We start from the raw sequence: 21,251 nt of genomic DNA on the forward strand, positions 1-21,251 counted from the left end.
GGCATGACGTTCACCGTCGATGCGCTCGGCCTCGAGATGTTGTGCGACAGCCTGAGCGACGGGGTCATCGTGTTCCGCAACGAGTGCGCCGCGATCGTCAGCGAAGGCGCGTGCGAGCTGCTGGCGACCCCCCGCGCGCAACTCCTGGGGGCCGACGCCGATCACGTGCTCGCAATCCTCGGTCTGCCACCGGTGTGGAACCTGCGACTGCGAGCTGGCGACGCGGTCTCGACCGCGCCGGCCCAGGGACGCGCGCTGCGACTGCGGTGGCTGATGCTGCCGGACCCCGAGGGCTCGAGCTACGCGCTGGTCGTGCAAGACATGCGACTGTCCCGGGCGCTGCGGGTCACCGAAGAGGAGCTGGCCCTGCGCGCACACGGCAACGAGTTCGGCCGACCCCGTCACGCACTCGGCGGTGGCGCGGTGTTGCGGTACCTCGCCCGCGAGGTCCGTCGCAGCCACCTCGACTTCGAAGAGCTCTCGGTGTTGGTCGCGGCCGCGGGCAACCCCGAGCGTGCGGCCGCGGTGGCCGACGCGATCGCGCGCCATCTGAGCGGCAGCCAGCGCGTCGGTGCCTGCGATCCGCTCGAGCGCGGCGGGCCGGCCGAGGGCGACGTCACCGTGGTCGACTTCCCGCGCAGCGCGATGCCGGTCGACCACGTGCTCGTGGTGCTGCCGTGCACCGCCAGCAGCGGACGCGACGCGATGGCGTTGCGGCTCGCGAGCGCGTGCTCGGGCCGCGGCACACTGGCCTTCGGCGGTGCGACGCTGCAGATCCGGACCGCGGCCCGTCGCAACGGCGGCGAGCCCCGCGACGGCGCCCGCGCGCTGCTCGAGCGAGCCCTGCGGGAGCTCGCGCGCGCACGGGCGGATCTCGCGGACGCCACGCCCCTGCGGCGCGCCGCGTAGTGCCGTCTCACGGCTGGGACCGGCCGCACGGCCGGGGCCCGCCCGGGACGCGGGCGGGGGCGGATGGTTTCGCGGACACCCGGCGCGGGCGTAAGCTGCGGCTGCCGCCCCCGTTTGGGAGTGCCCCGATGCCTTTCTCGTCCGCCTCGACCCTCACGCTCGCCGCCGCGTTGGCGACCGCGCCCGCGACCGACACGCTCGGGGCCGAGGCGACGGCCGCCGAGCCGACCGAGTCCGCGACGGCGCCCGAGGACGGCACGCCGCGCAAGCGCAACCCCGACGAGTACGGGCCCTTCTTCGAGGCCGAGCCACCGTCCGACACCGCGCACCCGGCCGCGTTGGAGGCCCAGCCCAAGAAGCCGCTGCTGTCGGTGGGCAAGGGCGCATTCTGCTTCGTCGACGGCAGCTGGTGCCGCACGTCGCTGCTGATCTCCGCGGGGGTCGCCGTGGGTCTGCGTGCACCGGCGAGCAACGCCGGCCCCGACGTACCGTACGGCCAGTTCAGCGTGCACGGTGGTGTCGTGGTGCGCCCGTTGATGCTGGCCGGGCGGCGCAGCTGGCATCCGTGGGGCCTGGGCCTGGTCGGCAGCTGGAGTCGCGGCACCGGCTCGGTGACGGTGCAGGGCAACGCCGAGAACCAAGAAGTTCGCGGCACGGTGCGCACCGACGCCACACGCATCGCGGTGCTCAACCAGATCTGGCTCAGCAAGAAGGCCCACGGCATCCACCTCGATCTCTCGGTCGGTACGGTGCGCAGCCAGGTGCTCACCAGCGGCGTCGCGTTGTGGGGTACCCACGCGGAGGTGGGCTTCGGCTTCGGTGGCTGGGCGACGCTGTTCGCCGGCGGCGACTTCCTCGATCGCGACTCCCGCGTGACGCTGGGCGTGCGCGCGCACGGCATCGCAGCCGCGCCACTCATCGCGCTCGCGATCGCCGGCATGGCCCTCGGAGGTGCGCTGTGACGATCACCGCCGCGATCGCCCTGCTGGCCGTGATGGCGCCCGATGTGCAGCGTCCGCGCGCGCTCACCGAGGGCCCGACCGAGGTCCCCGCGCCCGCGGACGCGCCTGCAGTGGCCGAGCCCGCCACCACCGAGCCGACCGCCAACACCGAGCCGGCCACCGCCGAGCCCACCGCCGTCGCCGAAGAGGCCGCGCCGCCGGCCGAAGAGGCCGCGCCGCCGATCGATGCGCCCAAGCGCACCGGCGAGACCTTCGTGGTCTCCGCCGGCAACGCGCAGGACAAGGCGCCCTACTACACCGCGCAGGACCTCGACGCGCTGCGCAAGCGCCACGGTCTCGCGCCGGCCCCGGCGCCCGAGACCCGCAAGGTGCGATGGCACTGCCTCATCGGCGATCCACTGTGCGGCTTCAACGTCGAGGTGCAGGCCATGGGTGCCTTCGCGGCGCGCCTACGTCAGGGCGACGTGCGCGAGAAGTCGGCGCACAAGTGGTCGAGCGGCCGCGCGCAGTACGACGTCTGGTTCAACATCCCCGTGCTGGTGGAGACCCGCGGCAAGACCCGCTACACCCGCATGACGCTGGGCCCCAAGGCCGGCGCGATCTTCAGCGATACCGGTGACACCTGGGGGAACATCGGGCTGGTCGGCCGCTACTGGCTCGGTCGCGGCCGCTTCGCACCGGCGATCGAATTCTCCAGCGCGATGGCGTTCAAGCTCGCGCGGCGATCGACCAAGGACCTCGGCGGCGCCGAGCCCAAGTACGAGATGCAGCGCGGCCCTGTCGGCGTGACCGGCGACATCGGCCTCAGCATCGGTGGGTTCGCGGCCCTGGTGGTCGGCGGCCAGTACGACAGCCCGCTGGCGCGCGAGGACGTGCCCGAGTCGTTCCGCACCCAGGCCGCGGGCATGTTCTTCGTGGGCCTGCGCGGAAACATCCTCTGGGGTGCCCCCGCGGCTGCGGCCGTGCTGACCCACGGCATGACCCAGCGATACGGCCGCGAAGCGCGATAGCGTCGCGCGATCCCCCATGCAGCGACCGTCGACCGGTGCGTCAACGCACGGGTCGACGCCTGCCTTTGTCGCAGCAACCAACCGCATCGGCGATCCTCGGCGTGCGTCGATGGGGCGCGGGACGGGGCGGAACCGCGTCCCACCGCGTCGGGCATCCCACGATCGCGGTGGGTGACAACGCCGTGACCAACGGCGTGGAACAATCGAGGGGGTCGTGCGTCTCAAGGCTTCGCCCATGCCGCGCCACCTGCTCGTCGTCTCCACCCTCGCCGCTTCGACCCTGTGCCTCGCCATCGCTGGCGCCAGTGCCCGATCGGTGGCGCGGTCGAAGCAGCCGCACTTCGAGGAGATCGGGCAGTTCGGCATGGTGGGCGGCGGTGCCGAGCTGCCCTTCGCACTGCAGGATCCCCCCCTGGGTGAGACCCAAGCCCCCGCCGCGACCCCGCCCTCCGCGTCGCTCGCGGGCAGCACCATCGCCGCCTTGAAGGACGGCGCGCTCGTGGTGGACGGTGACAGCGGCAAGCTGCTGCGCACCAACGTGCAGGGCGAGTTGGTGGCGGAGCTCGAGATCGGCCGCGATGCCGGCCAGCTGGTGGTCGATGCGAAGCATCGGCGCGCGTTCGTGAGCGACCGTGCGCACGATCGCGTGGTGGTGGTGTCGCTTGCCAAGGGTGGCCTTGCGCAGACCGACGCGTGGCGTACCGGCGCGGAGCCCTTCGGCCTCGCGCTCTCGCCGGACGGCGCCAGCCTGCTGGTGACCCACGTGGCCGATCAGAAGCTGGTGGCGTTCGACACCACGACCGGCTTCGAGAGCTGGTCGCTCGAGCTGGGCCCCGAGCCCCGCGGGGTTGCGATCGCCCCCGATGGCCACGAGGCGCTCGTCACCTTCCTGACCACTGGCGCGGTCGCCCGCGTGGATCTGGGCGGCAAGGGTCACGCGCCGAAGTTGTCGTTCGTCTCGCTCGACCCCGCCAAGGCGAACACCGCCGGCTTCGACAACGCCTTCGGACAGGCCGCGATCCCGGCCCAGACCGGCAATGCGGGCGGCACCGTCAAGACGCCCGCGTTCAACCCCGACAAGGGCAAGAGCTTCGTTCGCAACGCCTTCGCGCCGATGTACGTCGGGCATGGCCTCGCGGTGGTGCCCCACCAGCTGAGCACGCCGCACCTCGCGAGCGGCGACTTCGAGGTGCCGTCGGGCGGATACGGCGGCGGCAATGGCTTCCAGTCGCCCATCACCCACCGGCTCGCGTTCCTCGACACGCCCGATGCCGGCCAGAGCGGCGACATCCGCACCGCGATGGCGACGACCAACCTCCACCAGCCGCGCGCGATGGCGTACGACGGCAACAGCGACACGCTGTACGTCGCCGCCTACGGCTCCGACGACGTGATGGCGGTGGCCAACGTCTCACAGGCGTCGGTGCACCTCGGCTGGCAGCACCACATCGCGAGCAGCGAAGGCTGCGCCCCCGACGGACTCGCGGTCGACGGCGAGAACGGCGAGGTGCTGGTGTTCTGCTCGCTGACCCGTCAGGTCGTCCGCCTCAAGGGCGACGCCAGCGGCGGCACGGCCCCCAGCATGGTCTCGACCAGCAAGGAGCTCGCGAAGAGCAGCTTCTCGAGCTCGGAGCTGCGCGGCAAGAAGCTGTTCCGCGAGGGTCGCAACGGCATGATCTCGACCTTCGGCGCGATGGCGTGCGCGAGCTGCCACGCCGAGGCCCGCTCCGACGGCCTGACCTGGTTCCTGCAGGGCAACATCCTGCAGACCCCGTTCTTGTCGGGCCGCCTCGAGGGCACCCACCCGTTCAAGTGGGATGGCCAGGACGCCAACCTCCAGGTGAGCCTCACGAGCACGGTGAAGCGACTCGGTGGCTCCGGCATCACCAACCGCGACGCGAAGGATCTGCAGGCGTTCCTCACCGCGCTGCCCAAGCCCCGCACGCCCACCGTCGAGGAGCCCGCAGCGGTCGCCCGCGGCAAGCAGCTGTTCGAGAGCAGCACGACCGGCTGCCTCAACTGCCACGACGGCGCGATGACGACCGACGGCAAGCGCCACGACCTCGCGACCGACCTCCCGGCCGTCGACACCCCGTCGCTGATCGGTCTGGCCGCGAGCGCGCCCTACTATCACGACGGCAGCGCGAGCTCGCTGGAGTCGCTGCTGCGCAACAACGGCAGCATCCACGCCATGGGCAAGACCTCGCGGCTCGACGACGCGCAGATCAGCGACCTGGTCGCCTACCTCGAGACGCTGTAGAACGGGACATGCTCCGTCTGTCGTGCTCGGCCCTGGCACTCGCGCTGGGGCTGCTCTCGTCGTGCCACGACGCGCCCAAGCCGACCCGCTCGCCGACCCACGGTGAGAGCCCCGACGGCGGCGCGCGAACCAACCGCCCGGGTGATCCGAACCACCGCGTGAAGACGGTCCGCACCCGTCGCGCGGGCATGGCCCACTCGGGCGCGATCGACATGGTCGCGCTGTCACCCGACGGCATGGGTGCGCTCAGCCGTGACGCCGTCGGCGGGGTCCGACTTTGGCCGGCACTGGACGGCTCGCAGGAGCCCATCGCGATGCCGTCACGCGCACCGCAGGCGATGTCGCTCGCGCGGCTCGGCGACGGCTGGCGGGTGTTGATGGTCGACGCCTCGGGCGGGGCCAAGCTCTACGACGTCGCCGCCAACGGCAAGGTCGTGCCCCACGCCGAGCTGCCGCCGTTCGAGCCACTCATCGAGGGGCACGTGCTGCCGGGCGGCAAGCACGTGCTCGCGCTGTTCCGCGACCACTCGCTGCGCCTGCTCGACGGCGACGCCAAGGAGGTCGCGCGGCTCGAGGAGCGCAAGTTCCGGCCGATGCAGCTGCGCATCTCGAGCGATGGCAAGCGCGCCCTCGCGGTCATCGAAGAGCGCACGTCCAACACCACCAAGCTCGAGCTGCAGCCGATCGCGATCACGACCGGCGCCAAGCCGACGATCCGCCGTGGTGGCACGCCCCGGCTGTTCACGGCCCAGCTGAACCTCCACTCGAGCGGGCTCGCGTTCGCGGCCGACGGCAGCAAGGCCGCGGTGGTCGACAAGTGGAACGGTGCGCAGTGGGACGTGGTGGTGATCGATCTGCTCGCCGATACGCCGGAGCAGCGCTTCGCCGCCGCCGCTCAGGCCCACACGGTGCCCGCGCTCGGCTTCGTGGGGAAGACCGAGCTGCTCGCCGCCGCCAACGACGGCGGCGTCGCGTGGCTGATCGACCTCGAAGGCAAGTCGCTGCACGTCCGCAGCGCTCCTCCGCAGGACTTCAACGGCAACGTGCGCGCGCAGAGCTTCGCGTCGAACCGCCACATCGCCGGCCACGGCAGTTGGCTGTACGTCGCCGACACCAAGTCCGGCCGACACCAGTTCCTCGGCTACCGCAGCCTCACCGCCAACGCCATCGCGATCTCCCCGAGCTCGCGATCGGTGGCGACGGTGTATCCCCAGGGCCCGATCTGGGTCGAGCCGCTCGCGGGCAAGGGCGACGAGTCGGTGTCGATCGCCACCGATCCGACCAGCGGCGTGTTCCGAGTGCGCTTCGCGACCGACGACCGGCTGCTGGTCGTCGACGGCATGGGCGGCGTGCAGCTGATCGACTGGCACACCGGCGACGTCATCGCCACCGCGGGCGTGAACGGCTCGGTGCGCTCGGTCCAGCTCGATGCCCAACAGGGCCTGCTGCTGATCGATCGCCAGAGCGTCGTGAACGACAGTCGCGTGTTCGAGCTCGACGACAGGTTGGGATTCCGCGGCCCGTACATCATCGCCGACACGTCGTACCGTACCGGCCTGCTGCGCGGCGGCGCACCGGGCCACGCGGGCGCGGTGATGTGGTCGCTCGACAGCGGCAACCACGTCCGCTTCTACACCCTCGCGGAGCTGCGCTCCGACCTCAGCGTCGACGAGATCAAGCAGAAGGCCATCGATCTCAAGCCCGGCCAGATCGCGCCGCTCGCAATCGACGCGAAGGGTCGCCAGTACGGCGTGCGCTGGAACGGCAGCCGCATGGAGGTGTTCGTCGACAACGGCGAGCACGTGCGCAGCAAGGCGATCGGCGACGGCTCGGTCAACGAGCTATGGCCGACTGCCGATGGCAAGCGCTTCTTCGCGGTGCACCAACGCACCGGTGGCATCGGCATCACGGTCTACGACAGCGACTCGCTCAAGGAACTGTGGTCGCTCACGACCGGGGCGTTCCACAACGAGGTCAACTGGTCGCCGCAGGGCGACCTGGTGGCGATCGCCTCGCCGACCGGCGCGGTCGTGCGCGACGGCGCGACCGGCGAGTCGGCCTACGACCGCTGTGGTCTCGACTTCGAAGTGCTCGGCACCGCGCCGAACACCGCGTTCTCGACCGCGAATCAGCGCAGCATCTGCGAGCCGTAGCCACCGGCGGCAACCTCCGCGGCCTGCGACGAGCTGCGGCCGAGCCGCCGGCGAGCTTGCGCACGTGCGAGCGCCAAAGCCCCGTCGGCCCGCGGTTTCCTGCGCCCGAACCGCCTGGTGTCGCGCCGCCGTCACCAGGCTGTCACGTGGACCGCGGCAAACCGTGCTACGGGTGATGCCACGGCATGACCGCACAGATCCTCATCGTGGACGACGAGGCTGACCTGGTCTCGACGGTTGCCTACAACCTCGAGCGCGAGGGCTTCCGCACCACGCGCGCCGGCACCGGTGAAGCGGCGCTCGCACTGGCCAGCGCGAGCCCGGCACCGGATCTCGTGCTGCTCGACCTGATGCTCCCCGACATCGCGGGCACCGAGGTTTGCCGACGCCTCAAGCAGTCGGAATCGACCCGTGACATCCCGGTGCTGATGCTGACCGCGAAGGCCGACCAGGTCGATCGCGTGGTCGGCTTCGAGCTCGGCGCCGATGACTACGTCACCAAGCCGTTCAGCGTGCGGGAGCTGACCCTGCGCGTGAAGGCGATCCTCCGCCGCACCGAGGGTGCCACCGAGCCCGGCGCGCGGCTGCGTTTCGGACGGCTGCAGATCGACGTCGAAGGCCACCGCGTGTGGATCGACGACGAGGAGATCGTGCTGACGGCGCTCGAGTTTCGTCTGCTGATCGCGCTGGCCCAGCGCAAGGGTCGCGTGCAGACCCGAGACGCGCTGCTGACCCACGTCTGGGAGATGAACGGCGACATCACCACGCGCACGGTCGACACCCACGTGCGTCGGCTGCGAAAGAAGCTGGGTGACGTCGCCGATTGCATCGAGACGCTGCGCGGCGTCGGCTATCGCTTCCGGCCCCAACCCAACGCGGGGGACTGACCTCGTGCGCATGCGTGCGCGACGATGGATGCCGACGCTGACCGTCCTCGCGGGCGCGCAGCTGGTCGTCACACTGGTGTTGGGCCTGCTGCTGACGTCGATGGTGCCCGACGCCCGCGCGCTGCTGTGGACGGTGCTCGTGCTGGCATGGATCACCAGCGTCGTGCTCTCGGCAGTCGGGTTGGCGTGGAGCGAACGCGAGCTCTCGCGCACGTTGCAGGGTCTGGTCGCGAGCGCGCAGACCCGCGACCCCAGAAGTGGCGGCCCAATGCCCGACGACACCGCGATGGCCGGACTCGCCGGCTCCGTGCATCGCATGGCGGGCGAGCTCGACACCGCGCTGCGCTCGCTGTCGGCCGAGCGCGACCGCTTCGAAGCCGTGCTCGAGACCATGGCCCCCGCCGTGTTCGCGCTCGACGCCGAGCGCCGCATCACCAGCGCCAATCGCAGCGCGCGCGCGCTGTTCGACCTGCGCGACGGCTGGGAGGGGCGAGCGCTGCTCGAGCGCGTGCGGGTGCCGGCGCTGCACGAGCTACTCGATCGGGTCGCCGCCGGTGGCGAGCCCGAAACCACCGAGTTCGAGCTCCCCGGCAGCCATCGCAACGTGCAGAGCCGCGCCAGTCGCCTCGCCGACGGCGGCATCGTGGTGGTCGCCGACGACGTCACCGACATCCGTCGCCTCGAGCGCGTGCGTCGGGACTTCGTCGCGAACGTCTCGCACGAGCTACGCACGCCGATCGCGGTGATCCGCGCCAACGCCGAGACCTTGCTCGACGGCGCGCTCGAGAGCCCCGATGCGGCGCGCCGCTTCGTCGAGGCGCTGTACCGTCACGCCGATCGACTCACGCGCCTGATCAGCGACCTGCTCGACATCTCGCGCATCGAGGCGGGTAAGCGGGTGCTGGCACTGGAGTCGCTCGAGCTGCACGAGCTGGCCGCCGACGTGGTGCTCGCGCTCGAGGAGGACGCGCTCGCCAAGCAGATCACGCTGTCGGATCACGTCGACGAGGCGGTCTGGGTGCGCGCCGACGCAAAGGCGTTGGAGCAGGTACTGGTCAACCTGGTCGACAACGCGGTCAAGTACACGCCGGTGGGCGGCCACGTCGAGGTGGCCGCCGTCTGCGACCGCGGGCAGATCCGCATCGAGGTCCGCGACGACGGTCCCGGCATCGAGCCGCAGCACGCCGCACGGGTCTTCGAGCGGTTCTACCGGGTCGACAGCGGCCGCTCGCGAGAAGCCGGCGGCACCGGGCTCGGACTCTCGATCGTGAAGCACCTGGTCGAGGCGATGGGCGGCTCGGCCGGCGTCGAGCCCCGGTCGCCCCGCGGATCGATCTTCTGGATCGCGCTGCCCAAGGCCAGCCCAGCTTCCGACGCCGAGTCGGCGGCGTGACCGGCGTCCGCCGATCGCGACCACCGGAAGACGGCGACACGGAGCCGATGCGCGCGCGGCCGATTGCCTGCTAGGCTCTGTCGATGGTGTCGAAGCCGGTCGAGCACACGGCCCGCACGTACGAGCAAGAGCTCGCAGCGCTGCGTCAGAGCCTGCTGCTCATGGCCGGACGCGTCGAAGAGATGATCGCGCGTGCCGGCCGAGCACTGGCCGAGCGCGACGCCGAGCTCGCACGATCCACCATCGAGCTCGACCGCGCCGTCAACCGCGCCGAGGTCGACATCGACGAGATGTGTCTGCTGATCCTGGCGAAGCGGCAGCCGATGGCGTCGGACCTACGCTTCGTCACGCTCGCGATGAAGATGGTCACCGACCTCGAGCGCATCGCCGATCTGGCGGTCAACATCTGCGAGCGCGCGATCGATCTCAGCCGCGGCAACCCGGTGGTGGTGCATCGCGACGTACCGCGCATGACCGCGCTGGTCGAGTCGATGGTGAAGGACGCGATCGATGCCTTCGTCGGCGGCAGCTCGACCAAGGCCCGCGAAGTCATCGAGCGCGACGACGAGGTCGACGAACTCTACCACCGGGTGTTCGACGAGCTGCTGGCGTCGATGCGGGCCGACCCGAACACCGTGCACGAGTTCATCCACGTGCAGTCGGTCGCGAAGTGGCTGGAGCGCATCGCCGACCACTCGACCAACCTCGCCGAGCTCGTGATCTTCATGATCGAGGGCCGCGACGTGCGTCACCCCGGCAAGCGCGCGCCGGGCTGATCGCGCCCTGACGCCGACGGTCGATCCCACAGCACGAAGCCGATCATCGCCGCCACCGTGAGTGCGCCGGCGAGCCAGTACATCACGCGGTAGTCGCTGAGCTCGAGCACGAGGCCGAACAGCGGCCCGCCGACGACGAGTCCGAGATCGAACAGCGCGGTGAAGGTCGAGAGCGCCGCGCCGCGCTCGGCCGGGAGCGCACGATCGACCACCATCGCGCTCAGGATCGGGAACGCGTAGCCGTGGCCGATGCCGCCGAAGACCCCCGCCAGCACCACGTCGAGGTTGCTGTCGGCCTCGGCCAGCAGCGCCACCGCAATCGCCGTGCACGCCAGCGCCGGCAGCAGGGTCGGTCGCGCACCGAAGCGATCCGGCAGGCGCCCGAAGCCGAGCCGCAGCACGATCGCCGCCACCGTGTAGGCACCGAAGAACGCCCCCACCGAGCCGACGCCGCGCGCACCCACGAAGGTCTTGAGGAACGCGAAGTACGACGCGACCGCCAACGCGAAGCCGAAGCCCACCAACCACAACGGACGCAGGGGCGCCGCGAACACGGCCCGCAGGAATGGCCGCGCCGGTGCATCGCTGGGATGACGGGGCGGGCGCGAGTCGGGCAGCGCGAAGCAGGCCACCGTGCCCACGCCAGCGGCCACCAACGTGGCGAAGAAGAGCGCATCGTAGTCCGCGACCTCGAGCAGTGCGTCGCCCAGCCAGCCGGCCAGCGACAGCGGGATCATGCCGGAGATGCCGAACAGCGCGATGCCCTCGGTACGCCGCGCCGCCGGCACGACGTCGGCGGCGATCGTGAACAGCACCGAGAACAGCATCGCTTCGGCGATCCCGTGCAACACCCGCAGCGCGAACAGGGCCGGCCCGATGCTGTGGATGCCGAGGTAGGCCGCGCAGGTCAGCACGTTGACGATGCTGCCGACGCGGGCCACACCACGACGGCCACGCTCGTCCATCAGCGCGCCGATGAAGGGCCGTGCGCCGATGGCCGCAATCGCCATCGTCGCCACGATCACGCCGATGTCGAGCTCGCTGGCCCCGAGCGCCTGCAGATGTCCCGGCAGATGCACGTAGCTGTGGAACGCCAGCGAGTGCGCGAAGTTGGCGGCGAAGCCGAGCACGAACGCGGGCGTCGCCAGACGCGGAGTGGCCACCGGTGCGGGATTGTAGTGGCGCGCGCTGCCCGTTGCGCGCGCCTGGCGTAGACTCTGTCGCGCCGCCATGTCCGCCCCCTCCGACAAGCCCCTCGTCGCGCCGCGGGCTGCCGATCAGACCGTCCGCGCGGCGCTCCGCGAGACGCTGCGCGGGGCCCGACCGCTGACGGCGCTCGAGCTGTCGAGCCTGATCGGCATCGCCAGCAAGCAGGTCGGTGATCACCTCGAGCACCTGCGCAAGTCGCTGGCGGGGTCCGACGAGCAGCTGGTGGTCGCGCCGGCGCGCTGCAACGGCTGCGACTACGTGTTCGAGCAACGCGACCGCATGTCGCGACCGAGTCGGTGCCCGCGCTGCAAGAGCGAGCGCATCGAGCCGCCGCGCTTCCGCATCGAGACGCGCTGACATCGACGCTGGCAAAGTTGCATGACCGTCGAAATGACGACCGCGCGGGGTCGTCACGGTGAGTCCGCGGGCCTCCATGGCAGCCGGCGGGGTCCCGCGGGTGACGACGCGGCCGCCGCGATTGCGCCGCCCCCACGCCCGCGCTACGGAGCGAAGGTCGAGCCGGCCATGGGCCGGCGACCGCGATGAACGAAGCGCTGCTCATCACGCTCGGGTCCGTGCTGCTCGGGGCGGTGCTCGCAGCCGCGGCCCCGCGCGACAGCATGTGGCTGGGCGCGCTACGGACCTTCGCGATCACGGCGGTCGCGACCCTCGCGGCGCTGCAGCTGCTGCCCGAGGCGGTCGAGCAGCTGGGCGCCGTCGCGCTGCTGCTCTTCGTCGGTGCACTCGCGCTGCCACCGGCGTTCGCCGCCCTGCTCCGTCGACGGCTGCGGCGCGGGTCGGGTGCTGCCGTCACCGCCCACGGCGTCGGCGAGGAGCTCGGCTACCTCGGCTTCGTCGCCCATCAGTTCGTCGAGGGTCTCGCACTCGGCACCTACACGGGACCGCTGCACGCCGACCATGATCACGTCGAGCTGGTGCTCGCCGTCGCGGCGCACACCGTGCCCCTGACGGCGCTCTTCATCGGCACCGTGTTGGCCCGCCGCGGTCGACCGCCGGCGCTGCGCCGGGTGCTGGCGCTGGTGTTGGCCTCGGCGCTCGGGTTTGCGATCGCGGGCTGGGTCAGCACGCGGGTCACCGCCACCGTCGCGCCCGTACTCGCGGCGCTGGTGGCCGGCTTCCTCTCGCACGTGCTGCTGCACCACGACCTCGCGCCGCCGCGCCGCACGGTGTCGGTGCGCGTACTCGACGTGATCGCAGTCGCGATCGGCGTGGCGCTGCCGCTCTTCTCGGTGCACTCCCACGATCCCGGCGGCGGCGTCCACGTCCGGCTGCAACATGCGTGGCTCGAGCTGGCGCTGGAAACCGCGCCGATGCTGCTGCTGGGCCTCGTGCTCGGTGCGGTGCTACAGCTGACGGGATCGCGGATCCCAGCGCGCTGGCTCAATCGCGGCACGCCCCTGCGGCAGGCGATCCGCGGCGTCGCGGTCGGGGCTCCGCTGCCGCTGTGTGCGTGCGGCGTGCTGCCGATCGCCGCCGGCCTGAAGGCCCGCGGTGCACCGGTCGCGCTGGTGGTCGCGTTTCTCATCAGCACGCCGGAGCTGGGGCCCGAGACCTTGACGTTGACGCTGCGCTTCGTGGGCTGGCCGTTCGCGCTGGTGCGGCTGTTCGCTGCGCTGGCCCTGGCGATCCTCGCAGGTGTGGTGTTCGCGAGGCTGGTGGGCCGCGCCCACGTCGGCGGCGAGGTGACCTCGGCGGAGCTGGTGGCCGCGACCGAGCCGCAGGGCTCGACGTGGCGCAAGGCCTGGCGCTGCTTCGACGAGCTGCTGCTGCACACCGCGCCGTGGACGGTGGTGGGCCTGCTCGCCGCTGCGTTCATCGACATCGGTGTGCCGACCGATGGCCTCGCGGGGCTCGCCGATACCGGTCTCGACGTGCTGGTCATCGCCGTGGTCGCGCTGCCGACCTACGTCTGCGCGGCCTCGGCAACGCCGATGGCCGCGGTGTTGCTGCTCAAGGGCGTCTCACCCGGCGCGGTGTTGGTGGGCTTGATGCTGGGACCAGCGACCAACGTCGCGACCATTGCGGTGCTCGGGCGCGCCTACGGCCGACGCGTCACGGCGCTCGGTGTGCTGGCGATCGCGCTGGCGAGTACGGCCATGGGTGGACTCGTGAACCTGCTCGACGTGCCGGTGTTTCCACCGCAGGCGTTGCTCGCAGCGCACGGCCACGGGTGGATCGCGTGGGCCTCACTCGCGGTGCTCGGCGCGCTCCTGCTGGTGCAGCTGTGGCGCGCGGGGGTGCAACCGTGGCTGGAGGTTCTCGACGCCGGCGCCCACTCGCACGGGCACACCCACGACCACGGGCACCACGACCACGGGCACGCGCACGCGCACGAACACGAACACGAACACGAACACGAACACGAACACGAACACGGGCACCACCACGGGCGTCAGGCGTCGTCGTCGTCGTCGTCGTCGTGATCGGCACCGCCTTTGTGGTGCTCTTCGGTCGCGTGGACCAGCGCGTTCTCGACCAGCTCCAGCACGTGGCGATCGGCCAGCGCATAGTAGATGTGCCGACCGTCTCGCCGGCGCGTCACGAGGCCCTCGGCGCGGAGCAAGCGGAGGCGATGCGACACCGTCGAGACGCGTTCGCCGGTGCTGGCCGCGATCTCGCTGACGCAAGCCTCGCCGGGCACCAGAAGATCGAGCGTTCGCAGCCGCGCCTCGTCGCCGAGCGCGCGGAACAGGCGGACCGCGCGTTCGACCGCCTCGGGCTCGCGAACCGGGGGTTGGCGTCGGCCGTGCTCGTGATCGGCACACGTCGACGTATCGGAGGCTCGTGGTGCGGTCGACATCCGTCGGTGGTCGAAGCGCCGCGGCAGCGGCTCCTCGCGACCATAGCCGCACCGGGCCTCGCGAAGCAACCGGCCCGCTCGCCCGCACGTCGTGCGCAATCCGTGGGCCGCGTCAGCGCTGGCCGTAGTTGGCGGGTGAGCTCTCCTCGTTGCGATCCGTGGCGGGCGCCGGCGTGGGCGACAGCGCCGAGATCGCGGCGCGCAGCTCGGCATCCACCTCGAGGTCGAGTGCCGCGAGACAACGCGCGAGCTGGGCCTCGTCGCGGGCCCCGATGATCGGTGCGGTGACGGCGGGATGCGCCGCGACCCAGGCGATCGCGAGCGCCACGGGATCCAGCCCGCGTGCGTGCGCGAACGCGACGAAGCGCTCCGCGACCTCGTAGTTCTCCGGCGCACCGTAACGCTCGCGGTACATCGCGACATCGACCAGGCGACCGTGCTCGGGCCGATGCTCACGGCCGTACTTGCCGCTCAACAAGCCCCCGCCCAGCGGGCTGTAGGTCAGCGCACCGAGGCCGAGCGCGCTGCACATCGGCAGGATCTCGACCTCGGCCTGACGCTTGACCAGGTTGTACATCGGCTGCACGCACGCGATCGGCTGCCAGCCCCATCGCTCGGCCAGACCGATCGCTCGCGCGGCCTGCCAGGCGGCGAAGTTGCTCACGGCGGGATAGAGGATCTTGCCGCTGGCGACGAGCTGCTCGACCGCGCGCAGCGTCTCGTCGAGCGGCGTCACGTCATCGAAGCGATGCAGGAAGTAGATGTCGATGCGATCGGTGCCGAGCCGGCGCAGGCTGGCCTCGACCGCACGCACGAGATGGTATCGCGAGGTCCCGCGCGCGTTGCCGTCGTCGCTGGTCGGGAAGTACGCCTTGCTGGTGATGACCACGCGATCCCGACACGGTCGTACGAGGTCACCGAGGATCTCCTCGGCACGACCGCCGTTGTAGACATCGGCGCAATCGAAGAGGTTGACCCCGCGATCGCGCGCCATGCCGAAGAGCCGCGCCGCCAGCGTGGCGTCGACGTCACCGCCGAACGCCATCGTGCCGTAGGCCAGCGGTGCGATGCGCACCCCTGTGCTGCCGAGGAAGACTGCCGAACCCGCCATCGCGCGCATGTTGGCCGAGCGGACACCCGCGCGCGCCCTCCCGCGAGAGAATTTTCGCGCCGCACGGCGCGACGGGCCGCGGCAAGGCGGCGAACGATCGCGCGATCATCGAGCGCGTCTATGGCTGACATCCGGCGGACGCCGCGAGTTCACGGGGCAGTGGCCGCGAACCCCCTTGAAAGCCCACACGCACCCGTGTAGATAGGACGCTGACCCGAGCGCAGCAATCCGCGTGAGCCACAGTGCGAAGATTTCTTCGCATGGCGAGTGGGAGCAGCACGAGGGCCAGGGGGGACGGATCGCGTGACGCGCCATCAGGCGGTGCTTTTTCGGCAGATCCTGCTCGTCTTCGACATCGCGGTCAGCGCGGGCGCCTTCATGGCGGCACTGCTGCTGCGGCGCTGGCTCGGCGACGCAGAGATCAAGGCCCTGAGCGGGCTCGTCGAGGTCCTTCCGGTCAACGCCGACGACTACTACCAGCTGGTGTGGTTGCTGCTGCCGATGTGGGGACTCGCGCTGTCGTGGACGAAGACCAACGACTTCCGCGTGTCGTACTGGCGGATGTTCGTCCGCTACGGCCGCGCGGTCGGGGTCGGCATCGCGTTGTTCGTGGTCGCGGCGTTCCTCTACAAGGTCGCCTTCATCGCCCGCAGCTTCGTCGCGCTGCTGGCCGTGATGCAGCTGGGTGCGCTCATCGTGGGTCGCATCCTGCTGCTCGAAGCCGTGGCGGCGATCCGGCGCACCGACGTCGACGGGCATCGCGTGCTCGTGGTGGGGTGCGGGCCGCATGCGCTGTCGTTCGCGGCCTCGCTCAAGCGCAGCTCGCCGTGGAACAACCGCTTCGTCGGTCACGTGACGGTGCCGGGCGAGACCTGCGAGCCCGAGGCCGAACCCATCATGGGCGACGTCGAGCACCTCGCGTCGATCCTCGACGGCGAGGCGGTCGACGAGGTGGTGTTCGCGGTCCCGGGCCAGGACGCCGATCGCTTCTCTCGGGCCCTCGCGGCGTGTGACGAGCGCGGCGTCGACGTGCTGTTGACCATGCCCAGCGTGCTGCCCCCCAGCAGCGCCAAGATCGAGGTCGCGAACGTCACCGGCTTCGATCTACCGATGCTCGGCATGACCCGCGTGCCGACCTCGCAGGGTCGTCTGCTGGTCAAGCGCCTGCTCGACATCCTCGGCGCCTCCGTCGGTCTGCTGTTGGCGTCGCCGGTGATGATCGGGGCTGCGCTCGCCATCAAGCTCACCTCCAAGGGCCCGGTGTTCTTCAAGCAGGTTCGTGCCGGCCGTCACGGCCGCAAGTTCACGATGCTGAAGTTCCGCTCGATGGTGGTCGACGCGGAGGCACTCAAGGCCAAGCTCGCGCACCTCAACGAGATGGGTGGGCCGGTCTTCAAGATCAAGAAGGACCCCCGCATCACGCCGATCGGTCGGCTGATCCGATCGACCAGCGTCGACGAGCTGCCGCAGCTCATCAACGTCTTGCTCGGCGACATGAGCCTCGTGGGCCCGCGCCCGCCGCTGCCGTCCGAAGTCTGTCAGTACGAACCGTGGCAGCGTCGACGCCTGTCGGTGAAGCCGGGGCTCACGGGGCTGTGGCAGGTCTCGGGTCGCAACCAGGTCGACTTCGAGCAGTGGATGGCGCTCGATCTCGAGTACATCGACAACTGGTCGTTGTGGCTCGATCTGAAGATCATCTTCCGCACGGTGCCCGCGGTCCTGCGGGGCTCCGGCGCGAGCTGATCCGCCGGCGGTCGCGCGTCTCGGCCCGGGTTGGGCGCCTTCGCGCTCGACGTGGCCCGTGGTGCGCCGGGGCGATTCCGTGATCTCGCTGCGATCCCGAGCGGATGCCATGGGCGACGGCGTGGGTGGATGGGTGGTCTGTTTGCAGATCGACCTACCACGTCACACACCAACCAATGCGTGCTGATGCGGGTCCGACGACGCTTGGTGGAGCTCGGCGACGATGCCCAACGCGGCGGATGGCTGCGTGCCGCGGTCGCAGCGGTGCTGCTGCTCAACCTGCTCGACGCCGTGTTCACGCTGATCTGGGTGCATTCCGGGATCGCGACCGAGGCCAACCTTCTGCTGCAGGACCTGGTCGAGCGCAACGCGGTGGCGTTCGCCCTGAGCAAGTCGCTGCTGGTGTCGCTGGGGCTGCTGCTGCTGTGGCGGCAGCGCGCACGCAGGCTCGCGACCTTCGGCATCGCGCTCGCGTTCGTCACGTACAACGCGTTGCTGCTCTACCACCTCGGCATCGCCGTGCTGGCCGTCGAACGCTCGCTCGCCTGAGAGCTCAGGCCTCGCACGCGAGGCAGTGAGCGCTCGCCGCCTCGCATTGATCGTCGGCGCGACGGCACGAGACATCGTAGCGGATGTCGTCGGGGTGGCGATCCGCGAGGCTGCACACGCGGTCGCGAAGCTCGCAGGTCGTCTCTGCGAGGCCGCAGAGACGCTCGCAGCGCGGGGCGGGCGATTCGTCCGCGCGCGCCTCGGCACGACGAGCTCGGCGCGATCGTCGGCGCCGCGCTTCGCGTTCGACGGTGGTCACCCGCTCGGGTGCTTGGCTCGCAGTGGCCGTCGGCGCTGCCTCGAGTGCGTCCGGCTCGGGCTCCTCGTCCGGGCCCGGCGGCGACTCGACCGGTGCGCCGCCCGCATCGTCGATCTCGGTGGGCGCATCCTCGGCGGCGGGTGGCGTCCCGACGTTGGCCGGTGCGTCGTTGCGCGCGACCACCACGACGCCAGCCGCCGAGAGCTCGGCCTCGTTGGCAGCGAGCGCCTGCGCGATGGCGTCGAGATCGTCCGCAACGGGTTCGCGCGCCGACGTGCCGGACGATGCAGTCACCTTGCACGCGGCCACGAGGGCCGCGAGCACGATGCCGGAGAGTCGGCCCAGCTCAGCTCGAGCACGCATTGCAGGCCTCCGTCGCATGCTGGCAATCATCACGGCCCTCGCTGCACGCATCCACGTAGCGCGACTCGTCACCGTGCTCCTCGGCGAGCTCGCAGATGCGATCCGAGAGATCGCAGATCGACGCCGAGAGATCGCAGACCCGGCTGCAGCGCGCTGCGGGGGCGTCCTCGGGCAGCGTCGAGGCGGCCTCCCCCTTGCCCTGGTCGGCGCGGGCGGACTCGAGCTCGGCGCGGTACCCCGCGACACGTTGCTGCAGCACGCCGAGCTCGTCCTGGGGCGCGGTGGCAGCGGCTCCGCCCGGCGCACCGTCGGCCGCGGGCGCGCTCTCTCGCGCCTTGTGGCACGCCAGCAACGGAACGAGGGTGGACACCAACAGGATGGTCGTGCGCGGGCGCATGGGAATCGGGCCGCAAGCATCCCCCGGTCGCGCGCCGGGAGCAAATCGGCGACACGACGGGAGCTTTGCGCGGAGGATGCCACGTTCGAACGGGCAACCGAGGTCCCGCCTGACAGCAATCGCGATCGGAGCGATGATCCAGTGAAAGCGGCGCAGGTGCTGGCGTCGTTCGAAGGACGAACATGCAGCGACACATGCGGCTCTCCATCGGCTCGATTCTCGCTCTGTCCCTGGGCTGTGGCTCGGCCTCCGCGACCGGATCGGGTGCGGGCGGCAACGCGTTGTCGCTCCAGGGCGGTAGCGACGAGGCTCCGGCGGTCTTCACCGCCCGTCAGCACCCGCCGCGGGTTCGCCCCGCGCCCTCGCCGGTCGACGTCGCGAGCCTGCCGCGACTGGTCAACCGCACCTCGCAGTGCTTCCGCGACTTCGCCGATGACGAACAGCCGGCCATCGCGAAGCCGCGACCACGTAGCAAGGGCAAGTCGCGCGCCGCATCCTCGACGACCAAGAAGAGCGGCTTCGTGCCGTTCAGCCCCGGCGGTGGTGGCAGCACGCCGGCCTCGGGCGCGACCCCGTCGGCCCCGGCGAAGCCGAAGGCGCCGCCGACGGGACGCGCGAGCAAGGCGGCGAAGGTGGCCGATGCAGCGCCGGCCGAGGATGCCGCGGGTGCGTCGTTCGAGGAGGCCGAGGCCCGCGACATCGCTTCGCCGGCGCCCGCAATGGCGCCCATGACCGACGCCGATCAAGGCAACGCCGTCACGGCGACCCGCAGCAACAAGCGCCGCGACCGACGTCAGAAGGAGTCGAGCCGTCGCTCGCAGGCGCTGGCGGCGAACACCGCCACGCCGGCGCCGGAACCCGCCGCGGAGCCGATCGCCATCGCACCGGCGGACGCGTTCGACGACTGGGGCCGCGCCACCTACCTCTCCAACGACGACAGCATGAGTCTGTCGTCGGCCCAGCGGGTGATCTTCGCCATCGACCGCTTCCTGCCGCTGCCGCTGCAGCACATCCGTCCCCACGAGCTGCTGAACTACTTCTCGTTCGCGACCGCCCCGGTGGCCGAGACCGACGACTTCTCGGTGGCCGCGGAGATCGCCGCAGATCCGGACAAGCCCGGCATCTACAACCTCGCGCTCGCAGTGGCCGGGCGCCCGCTCGATCGCGAGAGCCGCCGCAACACCGCGCTGACCTTCGTCATCGATCGCTCCGGCTCGATGGCCGATGAGGGTCGCATGGAGTTCCTCAAGCAGGGCCTGCGTCGCATGCTCGACGAGCTCAAGACCGGCGACATGGTCCACCTGGTGTTGTTCGACGATCAGGTGTGCTCGCCGATCGAGAACTTCGTCGTCGGCCGCGACTCGCGAAGCCAGCTCGAGGCTGCGATCGCGCAGATCCAGCCCCGAGGCTCGACCGACATCAACCTCGGCCTGCAGTCCGGCTACGCGATCGCCGACCGCACGTTCGTCACCAACGCCAGCAACCGCGTGGTGCTCGTCACCGATGCGATCGCCAACACCGGCGTCACCGACGAGGAGGCCATCTCACTCATCGGCCACCACTACGACACCCGGCGTATCCGCCTGTCCGGCATCGGCGTGGGCACCGACTTCAACGACTCGCTGCTCGACAAGCTCACCGAGCGCGGCCACGGTGCCTACGTCTTCCTCGGCTCGCCGGCCGAGGTCGACGCGGTGTTCGGCGCCCGCTTCGTCTCGCTGATCGAGACCGTCGCCAACGACGTGCACTTCCAGCTGCACCTGCCGCCGTCGCTGCGCATGAACGTGTTCTACGGCGAGGAGTCCTCCAGCGTGAAGGAGGACATCCAGGCCATCCACTACTTCGCCAACACCTCACAGCTGTTTCTCTCCGACCTGATGGCGCGCGGCGGCAAGCTGCGCACGCAGGACTCGGTGATGCTCACGGTCGAGTACGAAGATCCGGAGACCGGCGACGCCATGGTCGAGGAGTTCGCCTTCAACCTCGGCGAGATCAGCAACACCGAGGGTGCTCGCAACGTCCGCAAGGGGCGCTTGCTCATCCACTTCATCGACGGGCTCGCCGCGATGGCGGCACGGCCGCTCCCGAACAGCTGGTCCAACGCCCGCGAGTCGTGGCAGGACCCCGATGCCTTCGCCAGCTGCGACGCCGGCCGCAACGAGCTGCGTCAGATGTCGAGCGGGCTCGAGGGTGACGCCGAGGTGCAGCGCGTCACCGGGCTGTGGGACCGCTACTGCTCGCGGTTCCAGCGAACCAGCCAGGCGGTCCGTCGCGCCTCGCCCGAGCAGGGCTGGCCGGCGGCGACCGGTCGCTGAGATTCGTCCGCGGGTGGCCGCCGGTGGCCGCGTGGCCCGGGCTCGTCGCGGGGCCACGGCCACACGAAAAGCGAGACTTGGGGGTGAGCGCAAGCCCACCCCCAAGTCTCTCGTGCGTGCGGGGGTGGTGGAGA

General features: G+C 70.8%; 18 protein-coding genes. 13 read left to right on the forward strand and 5 right to left on the reverse strand.

Going from position 1 to position 21,251, the window contains the following annotated elements:
• The first annotated feature begins 3 nt into the window (after window positions 1-3).
• The 8 genes from IPH07_30765 to phoU all read left to right on the forward strand — a co-directional run bounded on the left by IPH07_30765 (window position 4) and on the right by phoU (window position 10,350).
• Window positions 4-909: a hypothetical protein gene (locus IPH07_30765; protein ID MBK6921819.1), complete on the forward strand. Its 906-nt coding sequence runs from the start codon at window positions 4-6 to the stop codon at window positions 907-909.
• 128 nt (window positions 910-1,037) lie between these two features.
• Window positions 1,038-1,871, forward strand: coding sequence for a hypothetical protein (locus IPH07_30770; GenBank protein ID MBK6921820.1), 834 nt, complete (start codon window positions 1,038-1,040; stop codon window positions 1,869-1,871).
• Window positions 1,868-2,881 (forward strand): hypothetical protein, encoded by a 1,014-nt coding sequence (locus IPH07_30775; protein ID MBK6921821.1) that lies wholly within the window; start codon window positions 1,868-1,870, stop codon window positions 2,879-2,881. Before IPH07_30770 ends, IPH07_30775 begins: the two co-directional genes overlap by 4 nt.
• A gap of 235 nt (window positions 2,882-3,116) precedes the next feature.
• Window positions 3,117-5,141: a c-type cytochrome gene (locus IPH07_30780; protein MBK6921822.1), complete on the forward strand. Its 2,025-nt coding sequence runs from the start codon at window positions 3,117-3,119 to the stop codon at window positions 5,139-5,141.
• Between the two features lie 8 nt (window positions 5,142-5,149).
• Window positions 5,150-7,294 carry a hypothetical protein gene (locus IPH07_30785; GenBank protein MBK6921823.1) on the forward strand — a complete coding sequence of 715 codons (2,145 nt, stop codon included), beginning with the start codon at window positions 5,150-5,152 and terminating at the stop codon, window positions 7,292-7,294.
• A gap of 185 nt (window positions 7,295-7,479) precedes the next feature.
• Window positions 7,480-8,181, forward strand: coding sequence for a response regulator transcription factor (locus tag IPH07_30790; GenBank protein MBK6921824.1), 702 nt, complete (start codon window positions 7,480-7,482; stop codon window positions 8,179-8,181).
• Between the two features lie 10 nt (window positions 8,182-8,191).
• Window positions 8,192-9,574, forward strand: coding sequence for a PAS domain-containing protein (locus tag IPH07_30795; protein ID MBK6921825.1), 1,383 nt, complete (start codon window positions 8,192-8,194; stop codon window positions 9,572-9,574).
• A gap of 83 nt (window positions 9,575-9,657) precedes the next feature.
• Entirely contained in the window at window positions 9,658-10,350 is a 693-nt protein-coding gene (phoU, locus tag IPH07_30800) for a phosphate signaling complex protein PhoU (protein MBK6921826.1), read from the forward strand.
• Here the strand turns inward: phoU and IPH07_30805 are convergent.
• Window positions 10,323-11,513 (reverse strand): MFS transporter, encoded by a 1,191-nt coding sequence (locus tag IPH07_30805; GenBank protein ID MBK6921827.1) that lies wholly within the window; start codon window positions 11,511-11,513, stop codon window positions 10,323-10,325. The genes phoU and IPH07_30805 overlap by 28 nt on opposite strands.
• A 67-nt stretch (window positions 11,514-11,580) precedes the next feature.
• Between IPH07_30805 and IPH07_30810 the strand changes: the two genes are divergently transcribed.
• Both IPH07_30810 and IPH07_30815 read left to right on the forward strand, forming a co-directional pair.
• Entirely contained in the window at window positions 11,581-11,916 is a 336-nt protein-coding gene (locus IPH07_30810) for a transcriptional regulator (protein MBK6921828.1), read from the forward strand.
• Window positions 11,917-12,101: 185 nt separating this feature from the next.
• On the forward strand, window positions 12,102-14,003 hold the full coding sequence (locus tag IPH07_30815; GenBank protein ID MBK6921829.1) for a permease: 1,902 nt from the start codon (window positions 12,102-12,104) through the stop codon (window positions 14,001-14,003).
• Here the strand turns inward: IPH07_30815 and IPH07_30820 are convergent.
• Entirely contained in the window at window positions 13,973-14,380 is a 408-nt protein-coding gene (locus IPH07_30820; protein ID MBK6921830.1) for a winged helix-turn-helix transcriptional regulator, read from the reverse strand. The genes IPH07_30815 and IPH07_30820 overlap by 31 nt on opposite strands.
• 112 nt (window positions 14,381-14,492) lie before the next feature.
• Window positions 14,493-15,491 carry an aldo/keto reductase gene (locus IPH07_30825; protein MBK6921831.1) on the reverse strand — a complete coding sequence of 333 codons (999 nt, stop codon included), beginning with the start codon at window positions 15,489-15,491 and terminating at the stop codon, window positions 14,493-14,495.
• 303 nt (window positions 15,492-15,794) lie between these two features.
• Here IPH07_30825 and IPH07_30830 point away from each other — a divergent pair, with 303 nt between their 5' ends.
• Together IPH07_30830 and IPH07_30835 are read left to right on the forward strand one after the other, a co-directional pair.
• Entirely contained in the window at window positions 15,795-17,234 is a 1,440-nt protein-coding gene (locus tag IPH07_30830; protein MBK6921832.1) for a sugar transferase, read from the forward strand.
• 186 nt (window positions 17,235-17,420) lie between these two features.
• Window positions 17,421-17,783: a hypothetical protein gene (locus IPH07_30835; protein ID MBK6921833.1), complete on the forward strand. Its 363-nt coding sequence runs from the start codon at window positions 17,421-17,423 to the stop codon at window positions 17,781-17,783.
• A 4-nt stretch (window positions 17,784-17,787) separates the two neighbouring features.
• Here the strand turns inward: IPH07_30835 and IPH07_30840 are convergent, their stop codons facing one another.
• On the reverse strand, window positions 17,788-18,405 hold the full coding sequence (locus tag IPH07_30840; GenBank protein ID MBK6921834.1) for a hypothetical protein: 618 nt from the start codon (window positions 18,403-18,405) through the stop codon (window positions 17,788-17,790).
• Window positions 18,389-18,775, reverse strand: a complete 387-nt coding sequence (locus IPH07_30845; protein ID MBK6921835.1) for a hypothetical protein — start codon at window positions 18,773-18,775, stop codon at window positions 18,389-18,391. The genes IPH07_30840 and IPH07_30845 overlap by 17 nt, the downstream gene beginning before the upstream one ends.
• A 221-nt stretch (window positions 18,776-18,996) precedes the next feature.
• On the opposite strand from IPH07_30845, the gene IPH07_30850 reads away from it, so the two are divergent.
• Window positions 18,997-21,117, forward strand: coding sequence for a VWA domain-containing protein (locus tag IPH07_30850; GenBank protein ID MBK6921836.1), 2,121 nt, complete (start codon window positions 18,997-18,999; stop codon window positions 21,115-21,117).
• Window positions 21,118-21,251 lie beyond the last annotated feature (134 nt).

It is taken from the genome of Deltaproteobacteria bacterium (assembly GCA_016709225.1).
In the GTDB taxonomy this organism is placed as follows: Bacteria; Myxococcota_A; Polyangia; order Nannocystales; family Nannocystaceae; genus Xiheibacterium; species Xiheibacterium phototrophicum.

What these genes read in the sequence shown, in the direction of transcription:
- IPH07_30810 (MBK6921828.1), top strand. Translation starts at nt 11,581, where the DNA reads ATGTCCGCCCCCTCCGACAAGCCCCTCGTCGCGCCGCGGGCTGCCGAT.
- IPH07_30770 (MBK6921820.1), top strand. Translation starts at nt 1,038, where the DNA reads ATGCCTTTCTCGTCCGCCTCGACCCTCACGCTCGCCGCCGCGTTGGCG.
- IPH07_30780 (MBK6921822.1), top strand. Translation starts at nt 3,117, where the DNA reads ATGCCGCGCCACCTGCTCGTCGTCTCCACCCTCGCCGCTTCGACCCTG.
- IPH07_30785 (MBK6921823.1), top strand. Translation starts at nt 5,150, where the DNA reads ATGCTCCGTCTGTCGTGCTCGGCCCTGGCACTCGCGCTGGGGCTGCTC.
- IPH07_30820 (MBK6921830.1), bottom strand. Translation starts at nt 14,380, where the DNA reads ATGTCGACCGCACCACGAGCCTCCGATACGTCGACGTGTGCCGATCAC.
- IPH07_30795 (MBK6921825.1), top strand. Translation starts at nt 8,192, where the DNA reads ATGCGTGCGCGACGATGGATGCCGACGCTGACCGTCCTCGCGGGCGCG.
- IPH07_30815 (MBK6921829.1), top strand. Translation starts at nt 12,102, where the DNA reads ATGAACGAAGCGCTGCTCATCACGCTCGGGTCCGTGCTGCTCGGGGCG.
- IPH07_30850 (MBK6921836.1), top strand. Translation starts at nt 18,997, where the DNA reads ATGCGGCTCTCCATCGGCTCGATTCTCGCTCTGTCCCTGGGCTGTGGC.
- IPH07_30765 (MBK6921819.1), top strand. Translation starts at nt 4, where the DNA reads ATGACGTTCACCGTCGATGCGCTCGGCCTCGAGATGTTGTGCGACAGC.
- IPH07_30825 (MBK6921831.1), bottom strand. Translation starts at nt 15,491, where the DNA reads ATGGCGGGTTCGGCAGTCTTCCTCGGCAGCACAGGGGTGCGCATCGCA.
- phoU (MBK6921826.1), top strand. Translation starts at nt 9,658, where the DNA reads ATGGTGTCGAAGCCGGTCGAGCACACGGCCCGCACGTACGAGCAAGAG.
- IPH07_30840 (MBK6921834.1), bottom strand. Translation starts at nt 18,405, where the DNA reads ATGCGTGCTCGAGCTGAGCTGGGCCGACTCTCCGGCATCGTGCTCGCG.
- IPH07_30835 (MBK6921833.1), top strand. Translation starts at nt 17,421, where the DNA reads ATGCGGGTCCGACGACGCTTGGTGGAGCTCGGCGACGATGCCCAACGC.
- IPH07_30790 (MBK6921824.1), top strand. Translation starts at nt 7,480, where the DNA reads ATGACCGCACAGATCCTCATCGTGGACGACGAGGCTGACCTGGTCTCG.